The sequence below is a fragment of the Limnothrix redekei LRLZ20PSL1 genome (assembly GCF_043235035.1).
Classification (GTDB): domain Bacteria; phylum Cyanobacteriota; class Cyanobacteriia; order CACIAM-69d; family CACIAM-69d; genus CACIAM-69d.
The window spans coordinates 241413-268344 of the sequence record NZ_JAZAQF010000028.1 but is presented as its reverse complement, the minus strand read 5'-3'; the positions used below and the strand labels follow the sequence as shown (position 1 = coordinate 268344).

General features: G+C 54.5%; 19 protein-coding genes. 8 read left to right on the top strand and 11 right to left on the bottom strand.

Annotated features, from left to right (window positions below; translation table 11 throughout):
• Positions 1–9: 9 nt before the first annotated feature.
• Complete coding sequence (gene carA / locus VPK24_RS05615) at positions 10–1191, bottom strand: glutamine-hydrolyzing carbamoyl-phosphate synthase small subunit (protein ID WP_099534145.1); 1182 nt, start codon at positions 1189–1191, stop codon at positions 10–12.
• Positions 1192–1466: 275 nt separating this feature from the next.
• Here carA and VPK24_RS05610 point away from each other — a divergent pair, with 275 nt between their 5' ends.
• Positions 1467–2450, top strand: coding sequence for a retropepsin-like aspartic protease family protein (locus VPK24_RS05610; RefSeq protein ID WP_393011162.1), 984 nt, complete (start codon positions 1467–1469; stop codon positions 2448–2450).
• 169 nt (positions 2451–2619) lie between these two features.
• On the opposite strand, the gene ndk is transcribed toward VPK24_RS05610, so the two are convergent.
• A complete protein-coding gene (gene ndk, locus VPK24_RS05605; RefSeq protein ID WP_393011160.1) occupies positions 2620–3069 on the bottom strand; it encodes a nucleoside-diphosphate kinase in 450 nt (149 codons plus the stop codon).
• A 467-nt stretch (positions 3070–3536) separates the two neighbouring features.
• Here ndk and speA point away from each other — a divergent pair, with 467 nt between their 5' ends.
• Entirely contained in the window at positions 3537–5540 is a 2004-nt protein-coding gene (gene speA / locus VPK24_RS05600) for a biosynthetic arginine decarboxylase (RefSeq protein ID WP_393011211.1), read from the top strand.
• A 202-nt stretch (positions 5541–5742) separates the two neighbouring features.
• Here the strand turns inward: speA and VPK24_RS05595 are convergent, their stop codons facing one another.
• The gene (locus VPK24_RS05595) at positions 5743–5988 is read right to left on the bottom strand and encodes a hypothetical protein (RefSeq protein ID WP_393011158.1); all 246 of its coding nucleotides are present in this window, start codon (positions 5986–5988) and stop codon (positions 5743–5745) included.
• Between the two features lie 147 nt (positions 5989–6135).
• A complete protein-coding gene (locus tag VPK24_RS05590; protein WP_393011156.1) occupies positions 6136–9183 on the bottom strand; it encodes a CHAT domain-containing protein in 3048 nt (1015 codons plus the stop codon).
• Positions 9184–9905: 722 nt separating this feature from the next.
• Between VPK24_RS05590 and VPK24_RS05585 the strand changes: the two genes are divergently transcribed.
• Both VPK24_RS05585 and VPK24_RS05580 read left to right on the top strand, forming a co-directional pair.
• A complete protein-coding gene (locus VPK24_RS05585; protein WP_393011154.1) occupies positions 9906–11297 on the top strand; it encodes an NAD-dependent succinate-semialdehyde dehydrogenase in 1392 nt (463 codons plus the stop codon).
• Positions 11298–11440: 143 nt separating this feature from the next.
• Positions 11441–13078: an acetolactate synthase large subunit gene (locus tag VPK24_RS05580; RefSeq protein WP_393011152.1), complete on the top strand. Its 1638-nt coding sequence runs from the start codon at positions 11441–11443 to the stop codon at positions 13076–13078.
• 208 nt (positions 13079–13286) lie between these two features.
• Here VPK24_RS05580 and VPK24_RS05575 read toward each other — a convergent pair whose 3' ends face one another.
• From VPK24_RS05575 to VPK24_RS05555, 5 genes are all read right to left on the bottom strand, one after another.
• Positions 13287–15047: a tetratricopeptide repeat protein gene (locus VPK24_RS05575; RefSeq protein ID WP_393011150.1), complete on the bottom strand. Its 1761-nt coding sequence runs from the start codon at positions 15045–15047 to the stop codon at positions 13287–13289.
• Positions 15048–15132: 85 nt separating this feature from the next.
• Positions 15133–16095, bottom strand: a complete 963-nt coding sequence (locus VPK24_RS05570) for an alpha-E domain-containing protein (RefSeq protein ID WP_393011148.1) — start codon at positions 16093–16095, stop codon at positions 15133–15135.
• Between the two features lie 182 nt (positions 16096–16277).
• The gene (locus VPK24_RS05565; RefSeq protein WP_393011146.1) at positions 16278–17675 is read right to left on the bottom strand and encodes an NAD-dependent malic enzyme; all 1398 of its coding nucleotides are present in this window, start codon (positions 17673–17675) and stop codon (positions 16278–16280) included.
• A gap of 149 nt (positions 17676–17824) precedes the next feature.
• On the bottom strand, positions 17825–18544 hold the full coding sequence (locus VPK24_RS05560; RefSeq protein ID WP_393011144.1) for a class I SAM-dependent methyltransferase: 720 nt from the start codon (positions 18542–18544) through the stop codon (positions 17825–17827).
• A gap of 57 nt (positions 18545–18601) precedes the next feature.
• On the bottom strand, positions 18602–18781 hold the full coding sequence (locus tag VPK24_RS05555) for a hypothetical protein (RefSeq protein WP_099532734.1): 180 nt from the start codon (positions 18779–18781) through the stop codon (positions 18602–18604).
• Positions 18782–18988: 207 nt separating this feature from the next.
• Between VPK24_RS05555 and VPK24_RS05550 the strand changes: the two genes are divergently transcribed.
• Positions 18989–20494, top strand: coding sequence for a leucyl aminopeptidase (locus VPK24_RS05550; RefSeq protein WP_393011142.1), 1506 nt, complete (start codon positions 18989–18991; stop codon positions 20492–20494).
• Positions 20495–20568: 74 nt separating this feature from the next.
• Here the strand turns inward: VPK24_RS05550 and VPK24_RS05545 are convergent, their stop codons facing one another.
• Complete coding sequence (locus tag VPK24_RS05545) at positions 20569–20694, bottom strand: pentapeptide repeat-containing protein (protein WP_393011209.1); 126 nt, start codon at positions 20692–20694, stop codon at positions 20569–20571.
• Between the two features lie 429 nt (positions 20695–21123).
• On the opposite strand from VPK24_RS05545, the gene VPK24_RS05540 reads away from it, so the two are divergent.
• On the top strand, positions 21124–22200 hold the full coding sequence (locus VPK24_RS05540; protein WP_393011140.1) for a hypothetical protein: 1077 nt from the start codon (positions 21124–21126) through the stop codon (positions 22198–22200).
• An 89-nt stretch (positions 22201–22289) separates the two neighbouring features.
• Here the strand turns inward: VPK24_RS05540 and VPK24_RS05535 are convergent, their stop codons facing one another.
• Positions 22290–23108 carry a hypothetical protein gene (locus VPK24_RS05535; protein WP_393011138.1) on the bottom strand — a complete coding sequence of 273 codons (819 nt, stop codon included), beginning with the start codon at positions 23106–23108 and terminating at the stop codon, positions 22290–22292.
• A gap of 693 nt (positions 23109–23801) precedes the next feature.
• On the opposite strand from VPK24_RS05535, the gene cas3 reads away from it, so the two are divergent.
• Both cas3 and cas5c read left to right on the top strand, forming a co-directional pair.
• Positions 23802–26165 carry a CRISPR-associated helicase Cas3' gene (cas3, locus tag VPK24_RS05530; protein ID WP_393011136.1) on the top strand — a complete coding sequence of 788 codons (2364 nt, stop codon included), beginning with the start codon at positions 23802–23804 and terminating at the stop codon, positions 26163–26165.
• Between the two features lie 77 nt (positions 26166–26242).
• Complete coding sequence (gene cas5c, locus VPK24_RS05525; RefSeq protein WP_393011134.1) at positions 26243–26929, top strand: type I-C CRISPR-associated protein Cas5c; 687 nt, start codon at positions 26243–26245, stop codon at positions 26927–26929.
• The last annotated feature ends 3 nt before the right edge of the window (positions 26930–26932 follow it).

The following is a 26932-nucleotide window of genomic DNA, read 5'->3' as shown; positions in this document are numbered from 1 at the left end:
CCCAGTTGCCTAGGCCGTGACAGCCGATCGATTGCGACGGGCATCTTGCATCGATCGCACGAATTTTTCAAACAGATAATCGGCATCGTGGGGGCCGGGGCTGGCTTCTGGGTGATATTGCACCGAAAACAGCGGCAGTTGGCGGTGGCGCAAACCTGCGATCGTTCGATCGTTCAGGTTCAAATGCGTCACTTCCACCTCTCCTTCCGTCAGGGAACCGTCAGAAATGGCGAAGCTGTGGTTTTGGCTGGTAATTTCCACCTGCTGCCCCGCAAAACCGGCCGGTTGGTTCAGTCCACGGTGACCAAACTTGAGCTTGAAGGTTTCGGCTCCCAGGGCCAAACCCAAAATTTGGTGACCCATGCAAATGCCAAACATGGGCTTGTTGGCATTCACCAGTTGTTGCACGGTTTCAATGCCCTCGGTGACAGCGGACGGATCGCCGGGGCCGTTCGAGAGGAAAATCCCGTCGGGATTGAATCCCAAAATGGTGTCGATCGGGGTGCTGGCGGGCACCACAATGATGCGGCAACCAAAACTCGCCAACCGGCGCAGAATATTCCGCTTCACGCCAAAGTCCAGCGCCACCACCGTCAGCGGCTGATCACCCGTGGTGGCCTTGGCCGCCTCCGTCGCCGGGTTAAATTCCCATTCCGGTTGGGTTCCTTCCGTCCACTCGTAAATTTCCGCCGTGGTGACTTCCTTCACCAGGTTCAAGCCCGCCATGCTCGGGGTTTGTTGCACCAATCGCAGCAAATCCGCCGGATCCAAGATTTCCGTGGAAATTGCCCCGTTCATGGCCCCTACGGCCCGAATCTTGCGGACGATCGCCCGAGTATCAACCCCGTAAATGCCTGGAATATCATGGCGGCCCATGTAGTCGGGCAGGGCCTCGGTCGATCGCCAGTTGCTCGGCCGGCGAGACACGTTGCGGGCGATCGCCCCGCACACATAGGGGCGATCGGACTCCTCATCTTCCGGGTTGATGCCAACGTTGCCCAACTCCGGATAGGTGAACAGCACAATCTGGCCGCAATAGCTCGGATCGGTCAGCACCTCCTGATAGCCAGTCATGCCGGTGTTAAAGACGACTTCGCCAACGGTTGTGCCGGTGGCTCCGAAGCTGCGACCCAAATAGGCGCTGCCATCGGCCAAGACTAAAAGCGCTGGGCGATCGGAAGTTGAAGACATGGTGAGCAATGCCTGTGCAGCAGTCGATGAAGTGGGCATAAAATCAAGTCTATATAGAATCATTTCTGGCCCGCGAGTGCTATCAAATTCGACAGTTTTCTATAGGATTTTGGGAAACCTAGAAAAAAACATTGGGGCAAGGTCGGTTTCAGGGGTTGTCACCTGTTCGATCAACTTCGATCGATCAAGATGCCAAGGGCTGATTTTCCCGACCCAAATAAGGGGCTTCTTTACAGTCAACGTTGCAGTTAACCTTCAAGCCAAAAACCAAAGCCATGTGGAAGCAACTGTGGGCAACCTGGATTGGGCTAGGGGCGATCGCCCTGGCCGGTTGTGAGGCGCTGCCCCTTGGCTCTGCCCCCGCCCCCGCGCCCGTCGAAACCAGCGAAAGTGCTCCTGCCCCGATCGCCGCCAAGCCCCAAGCCCCCACCACACCCACCCCAGCGATCGACGGAGCCGTCACCTTCCAAAAAGCCCTGGACTTGGGTTATGGCGCAGCGAAGCTCACCCAATCGGCCTACATCCCAGCGGACTGGCAATATGTCATGTCCCGTTGGCAAGAGGCGATCGTGGTGCTGCAATCAGTACCGCCCCAAAGTGCCCAATACGCCCAAGCCCAAGCCAAAATTCAGGAATACCGCAGCAACTTGGCCTATGCTCGAGAGCGATCGCGCCAGCCGATCGCCCAGCCCCCTGCCACCATTGCCGCCCAACCCCTGAGCGCCCCCGCCAGCAACACCACCCCAGACAGCAACGGCGGAACCCAGCCCGGAGCCGCCGCCACCCCCATTCCCGCCAGCAGCCCCAGCGGCAACCCTGACACCAGCTCCAACCTGCCCGCTCCGGAAACCGGCAGCGACAGCCCAAACAGCACCGCCGCCAGTTCCGGGCCCGTCATCGCCACCATCCCCATCATCCGGCGGGTCAGTGGCATTCCCGTCATTGAAGTGACCTTCAACGGGCGCAAGTTCCCCATGATGTTGGACACCGGAGCCAGCGCCACCGTGATCACCAGCAAAATGCTGTCAGCCCTCGGCATTCGGCCCCACGACAAAATCTTGGTTTCAACCCCGAGCGATCGCCGCGTCACCATGGACTTGGCCCGCGTTGACACCGTGCAAGTGGAAGGCCTGTCGGTCAGCAACCTAGAAGTGGGCGTTGCGCCGGCCTTGGAAATTGGGTTATTGGGTCAAAACTTTTTCGGTGGCTATGACCTGATCATTCGGGGCAATCAAATCGAGTTCCACAGTCGCGGCTAAAGGACCCAAAAATCAACAAAGACAAGGGGCTTCAGCCCCTTGCCCAGGATCATGGGGTTGAGCAGATCCACATATCCCAGCCCCAACGAATCAAGTTTTCATGAATCGAATTTGAGGACGCGCCCCAATCTCGCGAGTGGCGAGGGTTAGTCAACGATTCTATTCGTACCTATTCGTACAGCCACTTGCTGATCGTCGGAGACCAGTTGACCAGCTCCTCATCCTTGAACCACAACGCGATTTCACGTTGGGCCGTTTCCACTGCGTCGGAACCATGGATCAGGTTGCGGCCAATGTTGACCCCAAAGTCACCCCGGATCGTGCCTGGATTGGCGGTCAGGGGGTTGGTGGCCCCAATGATTTGGCGGGCCGATGCCACCACGCCGTCACCTTCCCACACCATCGCCACCACGGGGCCGGAGGTGATGAATTCCACCAAACCAGCAAAGAAGGGGCGCTCGCGGTGTACCGAGTAGTGCTCTTCGGCTAGCTCGCGGCTCACGTTCAGCAGCTTGAGACCCACGAGGGTGAAGCCTTTGACTTCAAAACGCTTGATGATTTCACCAATCAGACCGCGCTGCACGCCATCGGGTTTGATGGCAATAAACGTACGTTCCACGACTTGCACTCCTCAAGAAAGGGAAAAATAATAGGGGCGGGAAATTTTTGCCCTTCTAATAGTGCAAAAAAATGGGCCAGTTTGGCCAGGATCGATCGCCGGGACTGTCGATTAGGACTTCATGGATGACTTCGCCGGTTACTCCAGGGATGCGGGGGTATAACCAAAAGTTAACCAAATCCTTACCCCGCCGGGATTGCCGCCCTTTTGATTGGAATTAGGATACACTGAGAAGCTGGTTTATCTTAGTCCGGCCATTGCCGGTCATTATCAATCAAGCAGACCCGCTGCTAGCTGGACTGTCGTCTGGAGGTTGACGAAAAATGGGGATCGATTTGACGGTCGAGACTGCCACGGCGGAATCGACGATCGCCCAGGCCGAAAGTCCAATGGTGGACGGGTCGGTTACTGCAAAGGCAACGGAAGAATTAGCCCGCAGTGACCGGGGCGGACGACGCAAGCGCGGAATGCGGGCCGATACACGCACGGCAATTCAGGGTTTAACGGAATTGGCACAGAAAACAAATAGCGTGACTGGGGAACGTCCCTGGACGATCGAGGACAGCGAAGCCACCTATCGCATTCGGGCATGGGGTGAGCCGTATTTTTCGATTAATGCGGCGGGTCACGTGACGGTTTCGCCAAAAGCGGAGCGCGGCGGGGCGATCGACTTGCACGAACTCGTTGAAGCGCTCAAGCAGCGAAATTTGGGTCTGCCTCTGTTGATCCGGTTCACGGATATTTTGGCCGATCGCATTGAACGGCTCACGGCGGTTTTTGCTAAGGCGATCGCCAAGTACAAATATGCTGGGGGCTATAAGGGTGTGTTCCCCGTCAAGTGCAACCAGCAGCGCCACTTGATTGAAGACCTGGTGGAATTTGGCCAGCCCTATCAATTTGGTCTGGAAGCCGGGTCAAAGCCAGAATTGATGATCGCCCTGGCGATGTTGACCACCCCGGGAGCCATGCTGATTTGCAATGGCTACAAGGATCGGGAATATATCGAAACGGCGATCCTGGCCCAGCGCTTGGGCAAAACGCCCGTGATTGTACTGGAGCAGGTGGAAGAGGTGAAACTTGCCATCTCCGCCAGTCAGCGGTTAGGCATCAAGCCAATTTTGGGTGTCCGGGCCAAGCTGAATGCCAAGGGCGTGGGCCGCTGGGGAGATTCGGCGGGCGATCGGGCAAAATTTGGCCTGACGATTCCGGAAATTCTGGGCGCGGTGGATCAACTGCGCCAAGCGGATATGCTCGACTGTTTGCAGTTGCTGCATTTCCACATCGGGTCTCAGATCTCCTCAATCAGCGTGATTAAGGATGCCATCCGTGAAGCCAGCCAGATTTATGTGGAGCTGCATGAACTGGGCGCGGGGATGCAATACCTGGATGTGGGAGGCGGCTTGGGAATCGACTATGACGGTTCCAAGACGAATTTCCACGCTTCCACCAACTACACGCTGCAAAATTACGCCGATGACATTGTGGCGGCGGTAAATGATACCTGTTCGTCGCGAGGGGTGAAGGTTCCCACCCTCATTAGCGAGAGCGGGCGGGCGGTGGCTTCGCACCAGTCGGTGTTGGTGTTTGATGTGTTGAGTGTGAGCCAAATGGCTTTCACGGAGCCGCAGCCGTCGGAACCGGAAGACCACGCAGCCCTCAAGAGCCTTTACGAAACCTATTCGTTGATCGATCGGGACAACTATCAAGAGATGTTCCACGATGCAACGCAAACTCGGGACGAGGCCTTGAGCCTGTTTAGTTTTGGTTATTTGAGCCTGCCCGATCGCGCCAAAATCGAGCGATTGTATTGGGCTTGCTGCACCAAGATTCGGGAAATTGTCCGCAAGGAAGATTACGTGCCCGATGATTTGGAATACCTAGAACAGATGATGTCGTCGATCTACTACATCAATATGTCGGTGTTCCAGTCGGCCCCGGATACTTGGGCGATCGGGCAGCTTTTCCCGATCGCGCCGATCCACCGCCTCGATGAGGAACCCACCGAGCGGGGGATTTTGGCCGATCTCACCTGCGACAGCGACGGCAAAATCGACCAGTTCATCGATTTGCGCGACGTGAAAAACGTGTTGGAACTGCACGCCCTGAAGCCGGTCGATCCCAGCCAACAGGAGGCCTACGGCGATCGGGAATATGAACCCTACTACCTCGGCATGTTCCTGAACGGCGCTTATCAGGAAATTATGGGCAGCCTGCACAACCTGTTTGGCGACACCAACACCGTTCATATCCATCTCACCCCCAAGGGCTACCGGATTGAGCACGTGGTAAGGGGTGACACTATGAAGGAAGCCCTCAGCTACGTGCAGTACGAGCCGGAGGATTTGGTGGAAAGTATGCGTCGGCAAGCGGAGCAGGCCATGCAGGAAAAACACATTTCCTTGCGGGAGTCGCAACTGTTGCTACAAAACTATGAGCGCAGCCTTCAGGGTTATACCTACCTTGCGCCTTAGGCTGATCCAAGTTCGCAGGAGTGGCCTTGCCGGGAGCTGAACTCGATCGGGTTTTGGCTTTCCGGCTCATACCCCATGAGTGCCCCTGGTTCGCGTGAATCAGGATGGTGCTGATCAAATCCAACAGTGGCCAAGCGGCTTGTCCTGCTGCTTGGCCACTGTTCTGTTCGGAAATTTCAGCCGGAAATCTTGGTCGAAGCTTCTAGGCCGCTTCGCAGACGATCGGGCCCATCTGCGATCGAGCAATCACCATTTCGCCATGGCCAGGAATCCACACCGTCCAGGCTTCATCCTCATGCTCACAAAGCAACAGCGCCCGATCGTGGCAGATGTCACTCGGCAACCAGAGCAGATCAACCCAGCAGCGCTCTTGAGGGCGAGCAAGGTTGGCCGCGGCCGTCCAGGTTGTGGGGCTGTAGGAACGGGTGACGCGATTGCTCAGTTGCATGGCCTCAACTCCTTTGGACATCAACGCCCAGCTTAAAAGACCAGTCTTTTTCTGTATCCAAAGCTACGGAGTGACCATCAGGCCTGTCAACGTTCCGTTGGAGAACGTTACAGATTCACGCACGATCGCCTGTTTTTCCGTCGATCCCTAACGGGCTGCTCCCACCAGGGAAAAGGCCGCCCAATTCACCGGATCGGGGTGGCGCTGTTGGGTATCCAGCATGGCCACCCGCAAGGCCGCTGCCCGATCGCCCGACTTCAAAAATTCCCGGTAGAACGTCAACATCAATTCCGACGTGGGCTGATCTGGCACTGCCCAAAGGGAAACAACCGTGTTGGGTGCGCCCGCCACAATGAACGCCCGCGACAGCCCGATCGCCCCATCGCTGGTGAGTCGGCCCCGCCCCGTATCGCAGGCACTCAGCACCACCAACTGCGCCTTCAGCTTCAGATTCAAGATTTCCTCAGTGGTCAGAAATCCGTCTTGGTCATCCCCTTCCGGATTGGCACTGGGGGCCAAAGCCAAAGCCCCCGGAACCGCCGGAATGACCCCCTCACCAAAGTAGTCATCCAGCAGGCCATGGGTGGCAAGGTGAATAATTTGGGATTCTTCCATCCGGGCGGTGACGGCGGTTTCGGTGGCCGCTGCGCCCTCCAAGGGCTGAGTGTTCAGCAATTGGGCGATCGCCCGGGCCTCCAAGCTGGCTCCCGGCAAGGGGGCCAAGGAGCGCTCCTGGTCGCCCAAGTTGTGATCGGGAATTTGGGGCATGGTTGGGTTACCCACCACCAAAGCCGGGCCGCGCAGGGGTTGGGGTTGTCCCGCCGATAGCGGAGGCAGTTGGCTACTGGCCAGAGCCAACACGCGAATGGAGGGGGAGACCGACAGGGTGTGATTTTGGATCAGGTATTGGCCATCGGCATTGCGCAGGGCCGCAAAGGGTACCAGAAACAGCGTGCCTTGGGGAATAAACACCACCCGATCGCTCGGCTGCTTAGGCAACAGATCGGCGATTGGCTCAATCAACAGGCTGTGGAGTTGGCGCAGGCTGGGCAATTGTTGAAAGGTCACCTTGCTGCGGCTGCGGCTCACCAGATCATTCAAGGGAACCGGATGAGGCTGGTTTTCGGCCTGGGGTAACTGGCCGCGCCGAAAGTGAATTTGCCCCTCGGGCGACACCACCCAAATATTCACCTTGTCCGGCGGCGGCGGGTTGAGGGCACTGGTTTGGGGCTTGGCGGTGGTTAATTGGCAAGACTTGCTGTAGATGCTGCAATAGGTTGTGCTGTCCTCTTGCTGAACCGCGTAGATCACCAGGGTGGCCCGCTGCGATCGGGCTGTGGCCTGGATACTTTCCACCGACACAGCGGCATCAGGGTTCGACAAACGACCTTGGGCGGCCAATTTCCCCATCATCAAGTCCAAAAACACGCGCGATCGCCCCTGCTCTGACACCACCAGGGCCTGTTCCGGGCGGTTTTGAGCCAAGTACACATCCTGAAGCCGTTGATTGACTTGAGTTTGCAGCTCAATAAAGCCCACTTTGAAATAATCTTCCCCAATGAAGGTTTTCACCAGCTCATCCCAACCCTCGCTTGCTTGGGTCAGGACGCTGGCGGCTCGGTTCAAATCGCCGGATTGGTGTAGGGCCAAGCCCAGATCACTGAGCACTTCCACTTGCCCCCGTCGATCGTTCACCATTTGGGCAATTTTCAGCGCCGCTTCATAGGATTTGATGGCCGCGCCCCAGTTGCCTTGGGCCGCTTGGGCCAGGCCGATCGAGCGTTGGGCCGCATATTTCAATCGGGGGCTGGGGGCGATCGCCCAGGCCCGTTCTGCCGCTGCGATCGCCGCCGCAAAATTGCCTTGGTTCAAGTCAAGGGCGCTGCTCAGTTGCCAAAACTCCGGCTCCCACAGGCGATTGCTGACCCCCTTCAGGTCTTGGCGAGCTTCGCTCAGGTAGCGGCGAGCCTGGGCATAGTCTCCCGCACCGATCAGGCCCTGCACCATGGTGATCAAAGCTCCTAAGCGCCGAACGGGCGTGGCCGTTTGCAGCGAATCGTTGAGCACCTCCAAACTGTCGATCATACCGGTGGCATAGTCACCAATGGCGATCGCCCCCTTGGCGCGATCGATCAAAGCTGCATGGTAAAAGGGGCCCCCAGCGGAAGCCTGTAACCGTTGTTGATAAAACTCCAGAGCCTTCAGATAATCCGCCCGTTCGTAGTGAACATTGCCAATGATTCCCAAGGCCACCGATTCGGCACTGGCCGATCGCTCCTGCCGAGCCAGATTCAGCGCCTGGAATCCCCAATCGATCGCTTGATCTAGTTGCCCCCGCTGAAAGTTGACCAAGGCCAATTGAGCCATGGCCGCCGCCGCGCCCGCCCCATCCCGATCGCGCCGATAAATTCCCAGGGCCTGTTCCCAGGTGGCCTGCGCTTCCGGCAACTGACCTTGGCCAAACAGGCTCACCCCCTGCTCCAACAGGCGATTACCCTCCGCCGAGTCCTGTTGCTCCTGAATCAGAATCGCTGGCCCCGCCTTGGGCAGCGGGCCGCTGTAGCCAATCACCCCCGCCATTTCGGCCCCATCGATGTTGGCTCCATCCAGCTTGGCCCCGGTCAGATTCGCCTGATTCAAGTCAGCCCCAAACAGAATTGCCCCCGTGAGGTCGGCATTGGTCAAATTGGCCCGGTTTAACTCGGCCCAGGACAAATCAGCCCCCATCAACTGGGCCCCCGTCAGGTTAGACCCGTTGAAATTGACTCGGGACAAGTCCACGCCACTGAGGTCAACCCCCGTCAAATCCGTGCCATCTAGATCGCAATCCTCCAGGGTGGCCGATCGCAAATTCACCCCCTGCAAATTGGCCCTCGACAGGCTGGCATCTTCCAAATTGGCTCCCGTCAAGTTGGCCCCGGCCAAGTTGGCACGCCAAGCCAAAACCGACTTCAGATTGGCCCCCGATAAATTTGCACCTCGCAGATCCGCCCCGCTCAGGTTGGCATAGCTCATCCGTTGGCCGCTGAGATCCGCCCCGGACAGATCGCAGCCTTCGCATTGGTTCGTGGCAAACAGTTGGCGCAAATGCTCGGGATCAAAGGCCCAAGCGCGATCGCCCCCACCCCCCAAACAACTTCCCCACAGCAGCAGCACCAGCAATCGATTACCAGAGCGATCGAGCCAAGTTGCCATAGGAGTTGTCCTTAGGTTAGTAGGAGGAGAGCTGAGAAACCAGTGATGCGGCAGTTAATCGCAAGTGAGGCTGAATCGGCCCCGGAAGAACGATCAGGGCAAACACAATTCAGCACAGTCTTAATCCAAAAAACAACGGTAATTCAAGACAACACCCCTTGGCCCCAGTCGCCCAGAATCAGTTTCAAGCGTTCGCAAAGCGCTGCACCCCAATGGCCAATTAACGGTTGGTGTGACTGGGCATGTTGGTGTGATTGGGCATGATGTAGTTTTGTATAAGGTTACACGGTTTTTGTGAAGTACCGGGAATTGAGACCCGAAACCCATCTAGGATAGCGATAGGTGTTGAATAAAACATGAATCAATCATGATCAATCATGAATTTTCTTCAGATTTTTCAATCCTTTTTCCCAATTCTGATTGATCAATTCTTGTTCATTAGCTTTTATCTATTACTTCAGCACTGCTTTGACTTAGACAGGAACAATTCATCATTCAATTGATGCTTGCCATAGACTTGGGTTTCTCATTAGTTGGTGCTTAATTTTCTTTATTTTCTGTTTTTCTTTAATCAGCCCTTCATTGACCCTTAAATCAGCCTTTGAATTAAAACTGGATTAGAACTGGATTATTGCTTGATTATTGCTTGATCAGTCCTTGACGAGTTCTTGAATAGGGCTAGAGAGGTTCTGATGAGGCATGGACAAACTAGGAGGTGTCCAGTGGCCATCGCAACCGTCAATCCCACAACGGGGCAATGGGTTCAAAATTTTGAACCCCTAACGGATCAGGCATTAGCCGCCAAACTGGAGTTAGCTGATCGCACCTTTCAGGTTTACCAAACTGTCCCGATTGCCCAACGAGCAGCCTGGTTAAACCAAGTGGCCGATCGTCTGGAAACGGACTGCGAAGCCCTCGCCCGGCTGGCTGTTTTGGAAATGGGAAAACCCCTAACCGCAGCGATCGGGGAGGTGCAAAAATGCGCCGCCGTTTGCCGTTTTTATGCCGATCGAGCAGCCGAATTTTTGGCGGATGAAATGGTTGATACCGATGCTCACCGCAGCTTTATTCGGTATCAACCCTTGGGCCTCATTTTGGCCGTCATGCCTTGGAATTTTCCCTATTGGCAAGTGTTTCGCTTTGCCGCTCCGGCCCTGATGGCCGGTAACGGGGCCCTGCTGAAACATGCATCCAACGTGCCGCAAGTGGCCCAAAAGCTAGAGGACTTATTCTTGGCGGGAGGCTTTCCGGTGGGCATCTTTCAAACCTTGCTGATTGGGAGCGATCGGGTGGCAGCCTTGGTGGCGGATCCGCGAGTGGCGGCGGCCACCCTCACCGGCAGCGAAGGGGCAGGCAGCGCCCTGGCGAGCCATTGCGGAACCCACCTCAAAAAAACCCTGCTGGAGTTGGGCGGCAGCGACCCGCTCATCGTTTGCCCCAGTGCCGATTTTGAGCAAGCGGTGGCCACGGCCGTCGCGTCTCGAATGCTGAACAATGGCCAAACCTGCATCGCCGCCAAACGATTCATCACCGTGGGATCGATCGGGCCGGCCTTTGAAGCAGCCATTGCCCAAGCCTTTGCTCAGTTGGTGGTTGGCGATCCGGGCGATCGCGCAACCCAGTTGGGGCCCCTGGCCACGGCCCAAATTCTGAAAGAGTTGGCAGACCAGGTGAACCGGGCGATCGCTGCCGGGGCCCGGGTGGTAATTGGGGGCGATCGGGCGGCCCTGCTCGATCGTCTGCCGCCCTCTCTGCAAGGCGGCCACTTCTATCCCCCAACCCTGCTGGCGGACTTGCCCCCCAACGCCCCGATCGCTCAAGAGGAATTCTTTGGCCCCGTTGCCCTCCTCTTCCACACCGAAACCCTCGACCAGGCGATCGCCCTAGCCAACAACACACCCTTCGGCTTGGGAGCCAGCATTTGGACTACGGATTCTTCAGAAATTGAGCAAGGAATTCAACAACTACAAGCGGGTGCTGTGTTTGTAAATAGCCTGGTGAAATCGGATCCACGACTGCCCTTTGGTGGCATCAAACGTTCCGGCTATGGTCGCGAACTCGCTCGTCAGGGCATGTTGGAATTTACGAACGCCAAAACTGTTTGGGTTCACTAGGCATTTGAAAATTGAAGAAGACAAGTAGCTTCAGCCCCTTGCTCCCGTGACGATCTGTACCTTGCTATGGCCCACAGATACCGTCATCCTTCAGGACTTGATCCGTTTAAGCAACCACCATTGACGATCTCAGAACCTAATCTATGAACACCGCAGAATTATTGGTCAAATGTCTTGAAAACGAAGGCGTGCAATATATCTTTGGACTGCCTGGAGAAGAAAACCTTCATTTGTTAGAAGCCATCAGCCAATCTTCAATTCAATTCATCACCACCCGCCATGAACAGGGAGCCGCTTTCATGGCTGATGTTTATGGTCGTTTAACCGGCAAAGCTGGGGTTTGTTTATCCACCTTGGGCCCCGGAGCCACTAACCTGATTACCGGTGTGGCCGATGCTAATTTGGATGGGTCACCGGTCGTGGCGATCGCAGGACAAGTGGGAACCGATCGAATGCATATTGAATCCCATCAATATCTAGATTTGGTGTCGATTTTTGCTCCAATTACCAAGTGGAGCAGCCAAGTTGTTCGCCCCAGCAACACCCCGGAAATTATTCGCAAAGCCTTCAAACGGGCCCAAAGTGAAAAACCCGGTGCTGTTTATATTGACGTGCCTGAAAATATTGCTGCCATGGCCGTGGAAGGCAAACCCTTAGCCACGGATCAGAACGAAAAAACTTTTGCTTCTTTCAGTGCCCTCAATTCAGCAGCAAATTTGATTGCCAAAGCGAAAAATCCCCTGATTTTGGCCGGCAATGGAGCTATTCGGGCCCAGGCCGATCAAGCCGTCACCGAGTTTGCCACCCAATTGCACATTCCGGTGGTCAACACTTTCATGGGCAAGGGCATTATTCCCTACACTCATCCCTTAGCCCTGTGGACAACGGGACTCCAAAAACGGGACTTTATTACCTGTGCGTTTGAAGCCGCTGATTTGATCATTGCGATCGGCTATGACTTGGTGGAATATTCACCCAAGCGCTGGAATCCTTACGGCTCCATTCCAATTATTCATGTGGGTGCAATGCCCGCTGAAATTGATAGTAGCTACATCCCCCAAGTGGAAGTAGTAGGCGATATTGCTGATTCATTGTTGGAGCTGTTGCGACGCACCGATCGCTCCCATCAACCAGAACCCTTTGCAGTTCAATTACGGTCTGAAATTCGCGAAGATTATGAACAATATGCAGGCGATCAAGCGTTTCCAATCAAGCCTCAAAAAATTGTTTATGACATTCGGCAAGTGCTGGCCCCCGAAGATATTCTGATCTCCGATGTGGGGGCCCACAAGATGTGGATTGCGCGGAATTACCACTGCGATCGCCCCAATACTTGCCTCATTTCCAATGGGTTTGCAGCCATGGGCATCGCAATTCCGGGAGCCGTGGCCGCCAAACTGGTGCATCCCGATCGCAAGGTTTTGGCCGTGACTGGTGATGGCGGATTTTTGATGAATTGCCAGGAGCTAGAAACCGCCCTGCGCATTGGCACTCCCTTTGTCACGTTGGTTTTCAATGACAGTGGCTACGGACTCATTGAGTGGAAACAGCAGGATGCTTTTGGGCGATCGCGCTACATCAAATTTGGCAATCCTGATTTTGTGAAATTTGCTGAAAGTATGGGCTTAAAAGGCTATCGAGTGGAGTCCAATGGGGACTTAATACCGATTTTGAAACAGGCCTTGGCGGACTCTGTGCCTGCTGTGATTGATTGCCCCGTGGACTATCGGGAGAATTTCAAGTTTTCGCAAAAATCCGGCAATTTACACTGTCCGATCTAACCTGCAATTTCATCTCCACTCTTTGACTGAATCTTTAACTCAAGGCGATCACTATGATCAGAATCCAGTAGTGTGACAGGCTTAATGCATTGGGTCAAAATTGTGGAGTCAGTCGTGGTAACAAGGGGCTTAAACCCCTTGCTGCTTAACGATCAGGTGACGGTAATAGTCATGTAATTTGATCCAGTGAATTAAGGCATCTGCGCTATTAGGATGTGGTGAGCCAATTACTCAGGGTCGATCGCGCCTGTTGCAAGGGTTCTGACCAATCGCCTGGTTTCGCTTGTCGAAACAGCCGCATGGTGGGATACCAAGGTGAATCGGGGCGATCGAGTAGCCAACGCCAATCACAGCGGGCCGGCAGCAACACCCAAGTGGGCTTGCCCAACCCACCCGCTAAATGCACCACCGAAGTGTCCACCGAGATCAACAAATCAAGCTGTTGACAAATAGCCGCCGTATCCGCAAAGTCCCGAATCCAGGGGCTGCAATCCACTAAATTGAGGTCTGGAAATTGACCCATCAAGGGTTGATAGTCTTGGGCATTTTTTCCAACTTGTAAGCTATAAAGCATTACTGGAAATTCCTGCAAAGCCTTCAGCAAAAGTTCGCAAGGTAGGGACTTATCAAGATAGATATCATGCAGTTCGTCTTCCACTCGATAGCCACTTGCCCAAACAATGCCAATCTTTTTGGGTTTTGCGGGTAATTCCTTGAAAGGTGGCGGCAGTGGCCAGGCAGGATCAACGGTTAGATAGGGAATTTGGTTGGGAATTGTTGCCCAATCGGTCTTGCATTGGTGGGGTAAGCTCAAGAGGGGCGATCGATAGTCTACGCCGGGAAGAATTTGCCCTGGTTCCAGCACAGGCAAGACCCGATCGATGGGGGGTAGTTGGGCAAAAAGTCGATGTAAAACAGCAGGGCCACTAAACCAAACGCTTGCCCCCCAGCTTGCTAATAAATCCGCATAGCGAATGAATTGCAAAGAGTCCCCCAGCCCCTGTTCTGCTTGCAAGAGAATGGTGCGACCATGTAGCGATTCTCCTTGCCATTGGGGATGGGGTAATTCTGGGGGAGGTTGCACCGTTGTCCAGCGCCATTCATATTCTCGAAATCCTTCGGTGAGTTGCCCCAACGCCAAGAGAATGTGACTTAAGTTCCAATGGCTTTTTGCATCTTGCAGATTACACTGAATCGCGTTCTGAAAGGCTGAAATGGCTTGCAAATAATCAGCCTTTTTCCAATAGAAATTTCCTAAATTGTAATGATAATTGGCAGTTTGAGGATCGAGAGCAATCGCTTTTTGGTGCGCTGTTTCTGCCTCAGTCCATTGCCCCGCTGCGGTTAAAGCACAACCCAAATCACTCCAGTAGCTGGCCTGTTGGTCATTGAGATTCAGGGCGTGTTGATAGGCCTGAATAGATTGGTTATAGGCTCGATCGAGATAGGCCGCTTTGCCGAGTCGAGCCCAGGCTTGGGCCAAACGATCGGGCAGTCTTGGATCGGGACAACCCTGAGCGATCGCCCGTTGGTAAATCTGAATTTCTGCTGCGAAATTTTGGCTTTTTTGGGCAACCCAACCCCAGTTAAAATAGGCTTCCCAGCATTGGTGATCTTGGGCGATCGCCCACTCATAGCACTGGCGAGCTTGGGCTAATTTTCCCTGCTGAGCCAGTTGATTACCCAATTGCAAATGGTCACGACTGCTCACCAATTGCGGGTCAAGTTCCAGGGCCCGCCATTGATCGGTTTCGGCTCGTTGAATGTCTCCCAATTGGTGGGCTAGGGTCGATCGCTGCACCCAAAAACTGGCGCGATCAGGAGCTAATTTCAATGCTTGGGCCAAGGCGCGATCGGCCGCGGCCAGTTGACCGGCAGCCCACAAATCCGTTGCTAATTGCTGATATAACTCAGCAGCATTCGGCATGTGGCACAGCCGATCGCGCCATTTCGAAATGATCGAACTCAAAATAACCCCAAAACCGACCCAAGATAGATTTTAAAAGTTGCCTAGCGCTTGCCTAGTGCCTATCTAGCTTCTTCTGAGAACACATCTAAAGGCCCACCGGTCGTAGCGCAAAAAATGTTTCATTCATGCGCTCACCAATTACATTTAATTCCTGCTGCAAATTGTCAATGAATTCATGGAGACCCCGATCGATCACCTCATCCACTGAAAAATAGCTGAGTTCTGCTAACAACCGTCCCAAGGGGCGTTCCACGGGGTTGCTCCAAGTGCCCGTCGGTGTTCCAGTAATTTCATGCAAGGATTTTTGGGACTGCAACAGGCAGAATTGCACCGCGCGGGGAAACTGTCGATCGAGCAATAAAAATTCCACAATTCCCGTGGGCGAAATGCGGTGATTGCGCCACTTTTGATACATTTCATAGGCGCTGGCCGACTTCAGCAACGCAATCCATTGGAGGCGATCAAGCGTTGTGCCCACATCTTGCACCGAAGGCAGCAGAATGTAGTATTTCACATCCAAAATTCGCGATGTTTTATCCGCTCGTTCCAAAAATCGGCCCACCTGTCCAAAGTGCCAGCCTTCGCCGTGGGTCATGGTGGCATCGGTCACGCCATAGAGCAAATGACTCGCCAACTTCACTTCATTAAAAAATTTATCTAAATCAACGGCTCCTACGCTGTAGCTGGCGGCCGCTTCTTTAACCATTAAATAAAACGCATTAATTTGTTCCCAGACTTCCGTAGACAGAATTTCTCGGATCGATCGGGCATTTTCTCGCGCTGATTTCAAGCAAGACAAGATTGAATTGGGATAATTCGCATCAAATGTTAGAAACTGAATCACATTTTCAGCGGAAGATTCCCCATAATTGGCCTGAAAAAGTGCCAAGTCCCCCGTGGTCATCAACAGGGGTTCCCATTGTTGAGTCACACCCGCAGGAGAATCTAAACTCAGCTTGAGATTGACATCAACAAATCGGGCCACATTCTCCGCCCGCTCCACGTAGCGATTGAGCCAATAAATCGAGTCCGCAACGCGACTGAGCATGGTGATTTAAAGGATGAATTCCAAGGGGTGATTCAGCAAGAAGCCTTGATCGGGGAAAGTTGCCTAGAGCATACCTTAAACATCCCAGTTGATTCCAGAATTGCTTGAGTTTGAGCTGTGGTCGCAATTCCCCAATCAATGCATTCCTGAATCATCAATCATCATCCCCTTGACGATCGGCTCTACAAACGAGCAACACCGTCTAGGCGAGCAGCCGCTTGCACCGCAGCGGCCACCGCTGGAGCCACGCGCGGATCAAAAACTGAAGGGACGATTGTTTCGGGGCCCAACTGCTCATCGTCCACCAACGAGGCGATCGCCAAGGCCGCATCCAAAAACATTCGTTGGGTGAGCTTGCTGGCCCGGCTGTCGAGGGCCCCCCGGAACAGGCCCGGAAACGCCAACACATTGTTGATTTGGTTGGGATAGTCGCTGCGGCCGGTGGCGATGATGGCCGCTTTGCCGATGATCAGTTCCGGTTGAATTTCCGGAATTGGGTTGGCCATGGCAAATACGATCGGGTCTTTGGCCATGGATTCCACCATGGGCACGGACACCACCCCGGGCGCACTAACCCCCAGGAAAATATCAGCACCGACCATCGCATCAGCCAGGGTGAGCGGCCCAGGGCGATCGACCGCAAAGTCTCGCTTTTGGGGGTTCAAATCGGTGCGATCGAGCGTCAGCAGCCCCTTCGAGTCGCAAATGGCAATGTCGGTGGCTCCGGCCGCGCGCAGCAGTTGGGCGATCGCGATCCCCGCCGCCCCTGCACCATTGATCACAATTTTGACCGCCGATAGGGCTTTGCCCACATATTTCAGGGCATTGGTCAGGGCCGCCAAGGAGACGATCGCCGTGCCGTGTTGATCGTCGTGGAACACGGGGATATCCAACTCCTCCTTCAGCCGCTTTTCCACTTCAAAACAGCGCGGCGCGGCGATATCCTCCAGGTTCACCCCCCCAAAAACCGGCGCAATCCGCTTCACGGTTTCCACAATTTCATCGGCATCTTGGGTGGCCAAGCAAATGGGAAAGGCATCCACCGCGCCAAATTCCTTGAACAGCATGGCCTTGCCTTCCATCACCGGCAATGCCCCTTCGGGCCCCAAGTTGCCCAACCCCAACACGGCGCTGCCGTCGGTGACAATCGCCACCATGTTTTGCTTCACCGTTAGCTCATAGACCCGATCGGGCTGGTCAGCAATGGCCCGACAAACGCGACCCACCCCCGGTGTATAAGCCATGGCCAAATCCGCCTGGCGATCGAGCGAAATCTTGCTGTTGACGGTGATTTTGCCGCCCTGGTGCAAGGCAAAGGTGCGATCGGCCGCCGCCAGCACCAACACCTCTGGAATCGCTTTCACGGCTGCCACAATGGCCTCCGCACCCTCGGTGCTGGCCGCATCCACTGCCAAATCTCGGATGGTCTGTTGGCGATTTTGCTCCACGAGGGTGATATCGCCCAAGTTGCCCCCAGCATCCGCGATCGCCTGAATGACTCGGGAAAGCATCCCCACCTGGTTTGGCAACTGAAGACGCAACGAAACACTGAAACTGGGATTTGGCGTTAGTTTAACCACGAACCGATCCTTCCCGAATAGCAGGTTAATGAGTTAGAAGCTGACAAGACAGGCATCACTAAAGCTCTATAATCTACCACCCATGAGCCGTTGGCCTTGGTCGATCGGTCAGGAATTGCTGAAGATTTCCGGTCAGTTCTGATTGCATTTCAACTGAATTTGACGCGATAGAGGGCAAATACATCGCCTTCGCGTGTGGCGGTCACTTTGCCACCGGCGGCCTGAATCAGTTTTTTCCAGGCGATCGGCTCTTCCAAGAAAACCTCTGACCCCAAATAGGTTTCCAAAATTGCCCAATTTTCCGCTAAGGGTAATTCGGGCAAAATGGCATCAAAGACGAATAAGCCACCGGGTTTTAGGAGGGGTTTGACTCGATCGACCACGGCGGCCCAATAGTTGATCGGGTAGTAGCAGCTCACCCCTGTGGCAATCACCAAATCAAAGAATCCTGGCTCATAGTTCAGTTCATGGGCCGGTTGGCAATGCACGCCCTTAAACAGTTTGGAGTTCAGTTGCGGCCCCCGTGCTGTTAACAAATCGCAGGCGACGCGGGCCACATCTTGTCCATAGAAAAAGGCTTGCCAATCGCGCCAGGGATAAAACAAAAAGCTGCCCCCACAACCCAAATCCAAACAGCGCCAACCTTTTTGGGGCTTTGCTAATTCCCAAAAGGGGGATGTGATGCGGCTGGTGAGGGATCCAGTCGCAAATTCAGGATAGAGCGGCAAGGCGGCCACTTCGTCAGGAACTTCAAAGGCTTCACCGCGATATTCTTTGTTATATCGAGCGGCAACGGCTTGGATTTGGGCCTGTAGTTCAGGGGTGTTCCAATCACGAGATTGAAGTTCGGCAATGCTCCAGTTAACCAATGAATGCGCCCTCAAAAATTGGGATTGAATATTGCTCTAGAAACCGGGAAATGATGATTAACCTTTGAGAGCTTTTTGGAAGTTTTTGCGATAGGAGCCATTAATTAGCAAAACCGGCCAAAGTAGGGTTAGGAAAATTCGATTTTGGGTGAAGTTGGTTCGCTGAAAGCCGTTCCAAAATTTCACCCCGAAGAAGATGTAAGCCCCAAAAATCACGAGGGTTGCAAGCTGAGCCATCGATCGAGCCTCTAGATACAACAGTTAAATGCGACTAAATGCGACTAAACGCGACTGAATGCTTTTGGATGCACTTGGGTGCTAATGATGCCAGTCAACGGCGATGGGAGGAGAGCGACTCCCGGGGCTTCCGGGTTCACCCTGTCTATCAGTGTAGCCAAACCGCTAGAGTAGAAAGCGGCAAAACGCAACCATCACAAGGCAATCATGGAATTTCGAGCAAGTGTCAGCAGCCCGATCGAATGGACGGGCGCTGGTTTGGCGATCGGGCTGTTTGAGTCGGAACTGGAAACCCTGGCGGGTGACTTGGCGGCCTTGAACGATCGACTGGGTGGGGCCCTGCGCGAGGCGATCGATGAGGCCGAATTTAAGGGCAAGCCCGGCAACACTGCAACCCTGCGCGTGGGTAGCAGCACACCCGTTCGCAAATTAATCTTGATTGGGTTGGGCAACTCAGAGGATCTGCCGCTCGATCGGCTGCGCCAAGGGGCCGCCGCCGCCGCCAAAGCCGCCCGGGCCCAAAAGTGCGATCGCCTGGCCATTGCGTTCCCGCTGGCCAACCAAGAGGCGGCCGCCGCTGCCCAAGCCATCACCGAAGGGGTGCATTTGTCGCTCTATCGCGATCGCCGCTTCAAGTCCGATAGCGAAGAAAACGGCAAAACCCCCAAGCCCGAGACGATCGAGCTGTTGCCATTCCGGAATGGAACCACAGACTCAGCAGCGATCGCCCAAGGGATCGATCGGGGGGAAAAAATCGCTGCCGGAACCATTTTGGCCCGCGAGTTAGTGGCCGCTCCGGCCAACGTGGTCACCCCCATCACCATGGCCGAAACGGCCCAGGCGATCGCCGCCAACCCCGGCTGGGAACTGACGATTTTGGAAAAAGAAGATTGCGAAAAACTGGGTATGGGCAGTTTTTTGGGAGTTGCCCAAGCGTCTGACCTGCCGCCGAAGTTTATCCACTTGGTTTACAAGCCCCAAGGCACGCCCCGCAAAAAGTTGGCGATCGTGGGCAAGGGTCTGACCTTCGACAGCGGCGGCTTGAACATCAAGGCCGGCGCAGGCAGCAGCATTGAAATGATGAAAACCGACATGGGCGGCGCGGGCGCAACCTTTGGCGCGGCCCAGGCGATCGCCCTGTTGCAACCGGATGTGGAAGTGCATTTCATTTCCGCCGTCACTGAAAACATGATCAGCGGGCGAGCCATGCATCCGGGCGACATCCTCACCGCCTCCAATGGCAAAACGATCGAGGTGGGCAACACCGACGCAGAAGGCCGCCTGACCCTGGCCGACGCGCTCGTCTATGCGGACAAGCTGGGCGTGGAGGCGATCGTGGACTTGGCCACCCTCACGGGCGCTTGCGTGGTGGCATTGGGGGATGAGATTGCTGGTCTGTGGGCCACCGATGAAGCCCTGGCCAACGGCTTGAAAGCCGCCGCCGCCAAGGCCGGTGAAAAGCTATGGCAAATGCCCCTTGAAGAACCCTACTTCGACAAGATGAAATCCGTGGTAGCTGATATGAAAAACATCGGCGGCCGCGCGGGTGGCTCAATCACCGCTGCCTTATTTCTGAAGCAATTTGTGAAAGACACGCCTTGGGCGCACCTGGATGTGGCGGGGCCCGTTTGGAGTGACAAGGATTCAGCCCTGAATCCCGCCGGGGCCACCGGTTACGGGGTTCGTACCTTGGTGGAGTGGATTTTGGCTTAATAACTAGCTCAATGATCGGCTAAATCATTGGTTCAAGCGCTGGATCAGTCTGAACTGGATCAGCCTGGACTGGATCAGCCTGGATCAGTCTGAACTGGATCAGCCTGGACTAGATCAGCCTGGACTAGATCAGTCTGGACTAGATCAGTCTGGACTAGATCAGTCTGGACTAGATCAGTCTGGACTGGATCAGCCTGGATCAGTAACGGCCGTTCCGGGTCAGGGCGCTGCGAGAACGTATGAGGCCCGCAGCGCCGATCGCCCTGTGGCCCTCCCCAGCAGGGTCTCAGTGCCCTGAACCCCTGATGTTTTCGTCGCGAGACGCTAGGGCAACGGGCAATTGAGTCTTTGGGCTGCGCAAGCTAATCAGGGATTTCTTGCCCGCCCACGGTGAATCCATCAAATCCCCTAGCATTCAGATCCCCTAGCGTTTGACGAACTGGCGACGATTCAATAGAATCGGCCCCAACTCCGTAGCCTTGCCCAGGGTCAATCTTTCGGTGGTTCAGCCGAGTTGAAAGTCTGACCGTTGCGAAATTTGCCCCCTGCAAGCAACCCAACGTTGTGTCTGGGCAAGGCGGTGCTTGGGGATGGCGGCTGCGTCCCTTGCCCATATTTGGTGTGGTGGTATGACTTTGTCCATTGAGCCTCGCGAATCCAACCCGACGATCGCCCCCCGATCGACCTCGGCCGCTGACTGGTATGCCGACCAGCTCATGGATGACCTGTTTGGGGATTTGGAGCGATCGCTCGAAGAGGGCGTGGAACTGCTGACCCCACCCCCGGAACCCTCGCCCCCGATCGCCCTGCAATCGATCGCCGTGCCGCCCTTGGTGTTGCCAGCGGAGGTGTTGCCGCCCCCGCCGCCGCCCAAAATTCAAGAGCCAGATCCAGAGCTGATCGAAGCAGTGGCCGACGCGGAACGGGCCCGGCAATCGGTGCGCCTGTTCGATCGCCTAACCATCGGCGCGGCGGCCCTGTCCCTGTTGGCCACCGTGGGCCTGTGGTTTGCCAATCGCAACGAGCCGACAGCGGTGATGGCCGACGGCTCCCCAGCGGCTCCCGTTGCTTCCGTGGCCAACGACGGCAGTAGCGACCCCGACGATACGGAATTTGCTGCCTATATTTCCCGTTCCTTGGATGCGATCGAGCGGCGCACCAATGGCGGCGGCCCTGCTGCCCAGTTGCCCCAGCCTCCCGCGATCGCACCGGTGCCCTCGCAATTGCCCAACGTTGTCACCCTCAATCCTCCGAACCCCAGCCCCGCCCCACCGGCCTCCAGCGCCGCCATCACGCCCGCAGCCCCGGCTGGATTTCCCCTGTCCAGCAACTTGGTGGATGCGATCGAACGCTTAACCCGCTTGCTGGAACGGAATCCCAACTTGTCCGCCAACTTACCCCAACCCAACGGAGCCGCCACCCGCCCCAGCCCCGCGCCGGCCGCCTCCCCTCAATCAACCGCCAGCCCAGCCGCATCGCCGGGGCCCGTTGCCGTTGCTCCCAGCATGACCTACGTCCTAGTGGGGGTTTTGGAATTGGGCGATCGTTCCTCGGCCTTGGTTTCCGTGAACGGCGTAACCAGACGGGTCAGCATGGGCGAGGCGATCGGAGCCAGTGGTTGGACTTTGGTGGAAGTGGCCAACCAAGCCGCGACTCTCCGACGAGATGGCGAAACACGCTCTGTGTTCGTGGGTCAGCAATTTTAGGATGCTTTCAAGTCCTGATGACAACGCAAAATCTTGGCAGCAAGGGGTTTAAACCCCTTGTCTGTAGTGATTTAAATCGATCACAGGAACTAATCTTTCAAGGTACTCGGAAAACCAGCAGCGTTATAGCCAGGGATCTCGATCGGGTCGCCCCAGAGCAAGTAATAATCCTCCGCGTAAATCGGAAAGCGACAAAGGTCGATCGGGGTTGTTTCCGATGGATTAACCCCCTGAATTAACCCAGCCGCTTGGAAGGCCGCTGCAATTAATTCAGAGCAGAAAAAACTAGAGTGATCTTCCTGGGCACAGGTCAATCCCACTTCATCTAAGATATCCAAGCCCGCCAACGCAGCCTGCACAAAATCGTAGGCACGCTTTTCGCTTTGGCGCATGAAATCCGTGAACTTTTGCAGATCCAGCCGAGAGCGATGTTGCTCCCCCAAAGGTAGCCACCAGATTTGGCCATCATAGCCATCCATCAGGGCGCTTAATTTATTGATTTGTACGCCACTTTTGGCAATTTCCGTGTCTTTATCAAAGCAAAGGGGATGGGATTCAATAATATAAATTTCCGGCTGATCCGTGGTCAGCATATCAATTTCCAGCAAGGACGAAGCTAGCTCCAAACTGATATGTTCCTGACTCTCCGTTGTGCTTGCACTAGGGTTTTGGTCAACCTTGGAGTTTGAATCAACTTCAGCATTCTGTTTGCTATCCTGTTTGCCATCAACGTTGATCCTGCTGGGCCCATTGATCATAAATTCTGGCTGAAATACAGCACCCACATGGGAAACCGTGGATTGGGTTGAAAGGCGCACCGTTCCCGACAAGATATCCGCCCCAGCAAAGGCAATCACATCTCCCGATCGCATCTGATGACAAACTTCGTGATATTGCGCAATATTCATGACGTTTCGGGCCGTGGCTATAGGGGGTCTGTTTCAGTTTTAAGAGCTGATTTATAAACAAGTTATTGATTAATCAAGGTAGATAATCATCCCACTATCAAATACCTTAAGCATTAAATAGTCGTAGATCATCCCTTCACTCGTTTCTAAATACAACTCATAATCCTGAGCCTCTGGGGGCGGGTAGCAGTGGTTGAAAGATCACCCACTCACTGTCGCTCCAATCGCTGGGATAGGCTTTGCAGGTGGGTTTAGCAATGATGGGTAAACGACTCATAAGCAGGCTGAAGCTGCGGGTAGCTCTAGCCTAAAATTGCATTCAGCCCCGCCCGGGTGTTTTTGGCTTTTCTTTACGAATTAGCTTCCAGACAGCTAGAGGCTTAGGGGGTGTTGTCATCGCGACTGACTCCGAAACCTTGACCCAACGCCTTGAGCCTGTCGCGCTGCTACTAACTATTGCTCAAGTCCTGTGTTGCTATCTATATTTGGTTGGTGACGAAAGTTTTCACAAAAATTTTATAGATGCCTGGCAGATATCTGGTCAATATTTGGCAGATATTTTATGTATAGAAATTAATTTTATGTATAGAAATTAATAATTGTACTAATTTCATTAATTTCACTAAAACCCAAATTCCTAGGGACATAATGATCAATTGTTGCTGATCATGCCCCTAAGGCATCACGCTGAGCATGGGCAATTCATACCCCCGTCCCCAGGAACCGGTATCCCATACGCCGCCCCAAGATTCCGATCGATGGCATAGCCTGCGCGATCATTTGCAGCAAGTGGCTCGCTTAACCGCACAATTTGCCGCCCCCCTAGGAGCCGATCGCCTAGGTTACTACGCTGGCCTTTGGCATGACCTGGGCAAATATAACCCTAAGTTTCAGGAGTATCTCTATCACTGTCACCAGGCAACCCGACGTGGACGAGACAGCCCAGCGCCCAAGTCTGTTCCCCACGCAGTCTATGGTGCAAAGTTAGCAAAGCAGCAACTTCCCGACAAGCTGGGCTGCAAACTGGCCATGATCATTTTTGGTCATCATGCCGGTATTCCTGACTTGGCAGATATGGACAGCAAGCTAGCCGGTAACCATAGGGCCAAAACTGAACAGGCCTATCAAGCGGTCTTGCGGGAAGCGGAAAAAACCGATATTGAATTGGAGCCAGATCAGGACTTAACTGATTATGCTCCGGCAGAAACCGATGATTGTTACCAACAGGAAGTTTTTTGGCGGTTTCTGTTTTCTTGCTTGGTTGATGCGGACTATTTGGATACGGAGCAGCACTTTAAGCCCACAGAATCGAGCCAGCGCCACTTGGGAATCACAATCGCCCAATTGCAATTGACCTTTGAGCGTGCCTATGCCCAAAAAGTCCTGAAACCCTTAAAAAATCCCCAATCTCCCCTCAATTGCCTTCGAGCTGAAATCTATCAACTTTGTCGGCAAGCGGCGAAACAACCGCCGGGTGTGTTTCGGCTCTGTGTCCCTACGGGCGGCGGCAAGACTCTGAGCGGCCTGCGGTTTGCCCTTGACCATGCGGTGGCCCATGGGCGATCGCGTGTCATCTTTGCTGTGCCCTACACCAGCATCATTGAACAGACCGTCAATGTCTATCGCGATTTGTTTCAAGCTGAACTGGGCCCCGAGGCGGTTTTGGAACACCACAGCGCTGTTTGGCAAGAAGCACCTTCCAAAAACGAAAACGAATCTGTAATGCGTGGTGACGATCGCGCCGAGGATGCTCGCCAGGCCTTTGCTCGGGCCCGGTTAATTGCCCAAAACTGGGATGCTCCCTTGATTGTGACCACAACGGTGCAACTGTTCGATAGTTTGTTTGCCAATCGGCCGAGTCGTTGCCGCAAATTACACAACCTAATCAACAGCGTGATTGTGCTGGATGAGGTGCAAACCCTCCCGATCGAGCTGTTGGATCCGATTCTTTGTGTGCTGCGTGAGTTGGTCACCCGCTATGGCGTGACGGTGGTGCTTTGCACGGCCACCCAACCCGCCCTCGCCGGTCAAAATGCCTATCTTCAAGGATTTGCCACCGACCAAGTGCGGGATATTGTGCCCCCGGAACTGGCCAAAGCCCATTTTCAACAGTTGCAACGGGTGAACTATGTTGTGCCGCCGAAATCTTGGTCTTGGGCGGATTTAGTGACGGATTTGCAAAACCGGCAGGCAAACCAAGCACTCATCGTTTTGAATACACGCCGCAACGCTTTGGATGTCGTGGCTGCGTTGCAAGGCGCTGGCTGGCCCCGCGAGGCGCTCTTTCACCTCTCCACCTTGCTTTGTGGGGCCCATCGTCGCCAGGTGTTAGCCCAAGTGCGCGATCGCCTGCGGGCAGGGCTGCCTTGCTTGCTGGTGGCTACTCAAGTGGTGGAGGCGGGGGTGGATATTGATTTTCCGCTGGTCTATCGGGCTGAGGGGCCGCTTGATCGCGTTGTGCAAGCGGCCGGCCGCTGCAACCGAGAGGGCAATCTTTGTGATCAGTCAGGCGAGCCAATTTTGGGACAAGTGGTGATTTTCTCTCCCCAAGAGGGCCGGTTACCCAATGGCAGCTACGAAACCGCCGTTGGTACGGCCAATCGCTATCTTCAGAATCTTCAGACCGATCGTGTGAATCAAGCCTTACACGACCCCAAAACCTTTGAGCAGTACTTTCAGAATCTGTACCAAACGGTTGGGCGCGATCGAGGTCAACAGATCCAGAACAGCCGAGAAAGTTGGAGCTATGCCGAAGTAGCCGAGCAATTTTCGTTGATGAAAGATGAGACCGTGCCCGTGGTGGTTCAGTACGACGATCGCGCCAACAACCTGATTCAAAAAATTGAGCGCTCCGGTTCCCTCAACAGGGGCGATCGCGATGCGCTCCAGCCCTACATGGTGAACCTGCGCAGCGACGAATTTAACCAATCAGCCCATTGCCGCCGCGAGGTTGTCCCTGGGCTGTGGGTTTGGGAAGGGGGCTACGATCGGCAACTTTACGGAATTGAGATCAATGGCCAACCTATCCAATACGACCCAGCCGACTTTATTCCTTAGTTTGCTATCAAGTTGGTTAATCAAAAATCCACTGACTTTCCAGCATGGAGATTATGAACAGCCTAAATTCATTGAGGGTGAAATTTACCGCGCCCTATGCTTGCTTTACGCGCCCTGAGTTCAAAGTAGAACGCATTTCCTATGATGTGCCCACCCCAAGTGCAATGCGGGGAGCCTGCGAAGCCATTTTCTGGAAGCCAGAAATGCGCTATAAAATTCGCGAAATTCATGTTCTGAAGCCCATCAAATACTTTTCAATTTGGCGCAATGAGGTGAATAGTCGCCAAGTGTTTGCCACTGCCCAAGGTTGGGCTAAAAAAGGCGAAGGATCCTATTTTGCCGATGACGATCGGGCCCAAAGGCACACCCTTTGTTTGCAAGATGTGGCCTATGTGGTTGATTTGGATATTGAAGTTTTGCCCCATGCAGCCGCTGATGTGGCCAAATATCGCGATCAGTTCCAGAGGCGAATTGAGCGAGGCCAGTGTCACCATCAACCCTATTTGGGAACGAGGGAATTTTCAGCATTCTTTGAGAAGCCAAATCCTGATCACCCTGCTGATTGTGCAGATCCCAGTCTCAATCGTGAACTGGGTTTGATGTTGTATGACGTGGAATTTCAAGAGCAACCGAAGGGGCCGGTTAGCTATCGAAAACGAGATCAATCGGGCGATCGAATCGTTACGGCTCAGGCTCGTCCTCGTTTTTTTCGGGCTTCTTTAAAACAAGGTGTGCTGACCATTCCTGAACAACCCTTATCCTAGGAG